Annotated in this window: 1 rRNA gene; it reads left to right on the top strand. The window is 57.4% G+C overall.

Annotation, left to right across the window (positions count from 1 at the left end):
- Window positions 1-57: 57 nt before the first annotated feature.
- A 16S ribosomal RNA gene (locus ACQI46_RS25570) occupies window positions 58-1579 on the top strand.
- Window positions 1580-1696 lie beyond the last annotated feature (117 nt).

The raw sequence follows: 1696 nt of genomic DNA, 5'->3' as shown, positions 1-1696 counted from the left end.
TTTTTTGGATGCCAGTTTTGGTGTCTTTTGTTTGGTTCGAATTTTTCTGAACGTTTTTGTTTGGAGAGTTTGATTCTGGCTCAGGACGAACGCTGGCGGCGTGCTTAACACATGCAAGTCGAACGGAAAGGCCCTTCGGGGTACTCGAGTGGCGAACGGGTGAGTAACACGTGGGTGATCTGCCCTGCACTTTGGGATAAGCCTGGGAAACTGGGTCTAATACCGAATACACCCTGCTGGTCGCATGGCCTGGTGGGGGAAAGCTTTTGCGGTGTGGGATGGGCCCGCGGCCTATCAGCTTGTTGGTGAGGTTATGGCTTACCAAGGCGACGACGGGTAGCCGGCCTGAGAGGGTGACCGGCCACACTGGGACTGAGATACGGCCCAGACTCCTACGGGAGGCAGCAGTGGGGAATATTGCACAATGGGCGCAAGCCTGATGCAGCGACGCCGCGTGGGGGATGACGGCCTTCGGGTTGTAAACCCCTTTCGCCAGGGACGAAGCGCAAGTGACGGTACCTGGAGAAGAAGGACCGGCCAACTACGTGCCAGCAGCCGCGGTAATACGTAGGGTCCGAGCGTTGTCCGGAATTACTGGGCGTAAAGAGCTCGTAGGTGGTTTGTCGCGTTGTTCGTGAAAACTCACAACTCAATTGTGGGCGTGCGGGCGATACGGGCAGACTTGAGTACTGCAGGGGAGACTGGAATTCCTGGTGTAGCGGTGGAATGCGCAGATATCAGGAGGAACACCGGTGGCGAAGGCGGGTCTCTGGGCAGTAACTGACGCTGAGGAGCGAAAGCGTGGGGAGCGAACAGGATTAGATACCCTGGTAGTCCACGCCGTAAACGGTGGGTACTAGGTGTGGGTTTCCTTCCTTGGGATCCGTGCCGTAGCTAACGCATTAAGTACCCCGCCTGGGGAGTACGGCCGCAAGGCTAAAACTCAAAGAAATTGACGGGGGCCCGCACAAGCGGCGGAGCATGTGGATTAATTCGATGCAACGCGAAGAACCTTACCTGGGTTTGACATGCACAGGACGTCGGCAGAGATGTCGGTTCCCTTGTGGCCTGTGTGCAGGTGGTGCATGGCTGTCGTCAGCTCGTGTCGTGAGATGTTGGGTTAAGTCCCGCAACGAGCGCAACCCTTGTCTCATGTTGCCAGCACGTTATGGTGGGGACTCGTGAGAGACTGCCGGGGTCAACTCGGAGGAAGGTGGGGATGACGTCAAGTCATCATGCCCCTTATGTCCAGGGCTTCACACATGCTACAATGGCCGGTACAAAGGGCTGCGATGCCGTGAGGTGGAGCGAATCCTTTCAAAGCCGGTCTCAGTTCGGATCGGGGTCTGCAACTCGACCCCGTGAAGTCGGAGTCGCTAGTAATCGCAGATCAGCAACGCTGCGGTGAATACGTTCCCGGGCCTTGTACACACCGCCCGTCACGTCATGAAAGTCGGTAACACCCGAAGCCGGTGGCCTAACCCCTTGTGGGAGGGAGCCGTCGAAGGTGGGATCGGCGATTGGGACGAAGTCGTAACAAGGTAGCCGTACCGGAAGGTGCGGCTGGATCACCTCCTTTCTAAGGAGCACCACGAGACCTGGCCGGCCCCGTAAATCGCGGGATCAGCCGATTGTCAGGCGATTCGTTGGATAGCCCTTTCACCTGTAGTGGGTGGGGGTTTGGTGCACAACAAAC

Source organism: Mycobacterium sp. SMC-4, from assembly GCF_050205565.1.
Classification (GTDB): Bacteria; Actinomycetota; Actinomycetes; order Mycobacteriales; family Mycobacteriaceae; genus Mycobacterium.
Note: the sequence above shows the minus strand (reverse complement) of the source record. Positions and strands in the feature narration are given on the sequence as shown.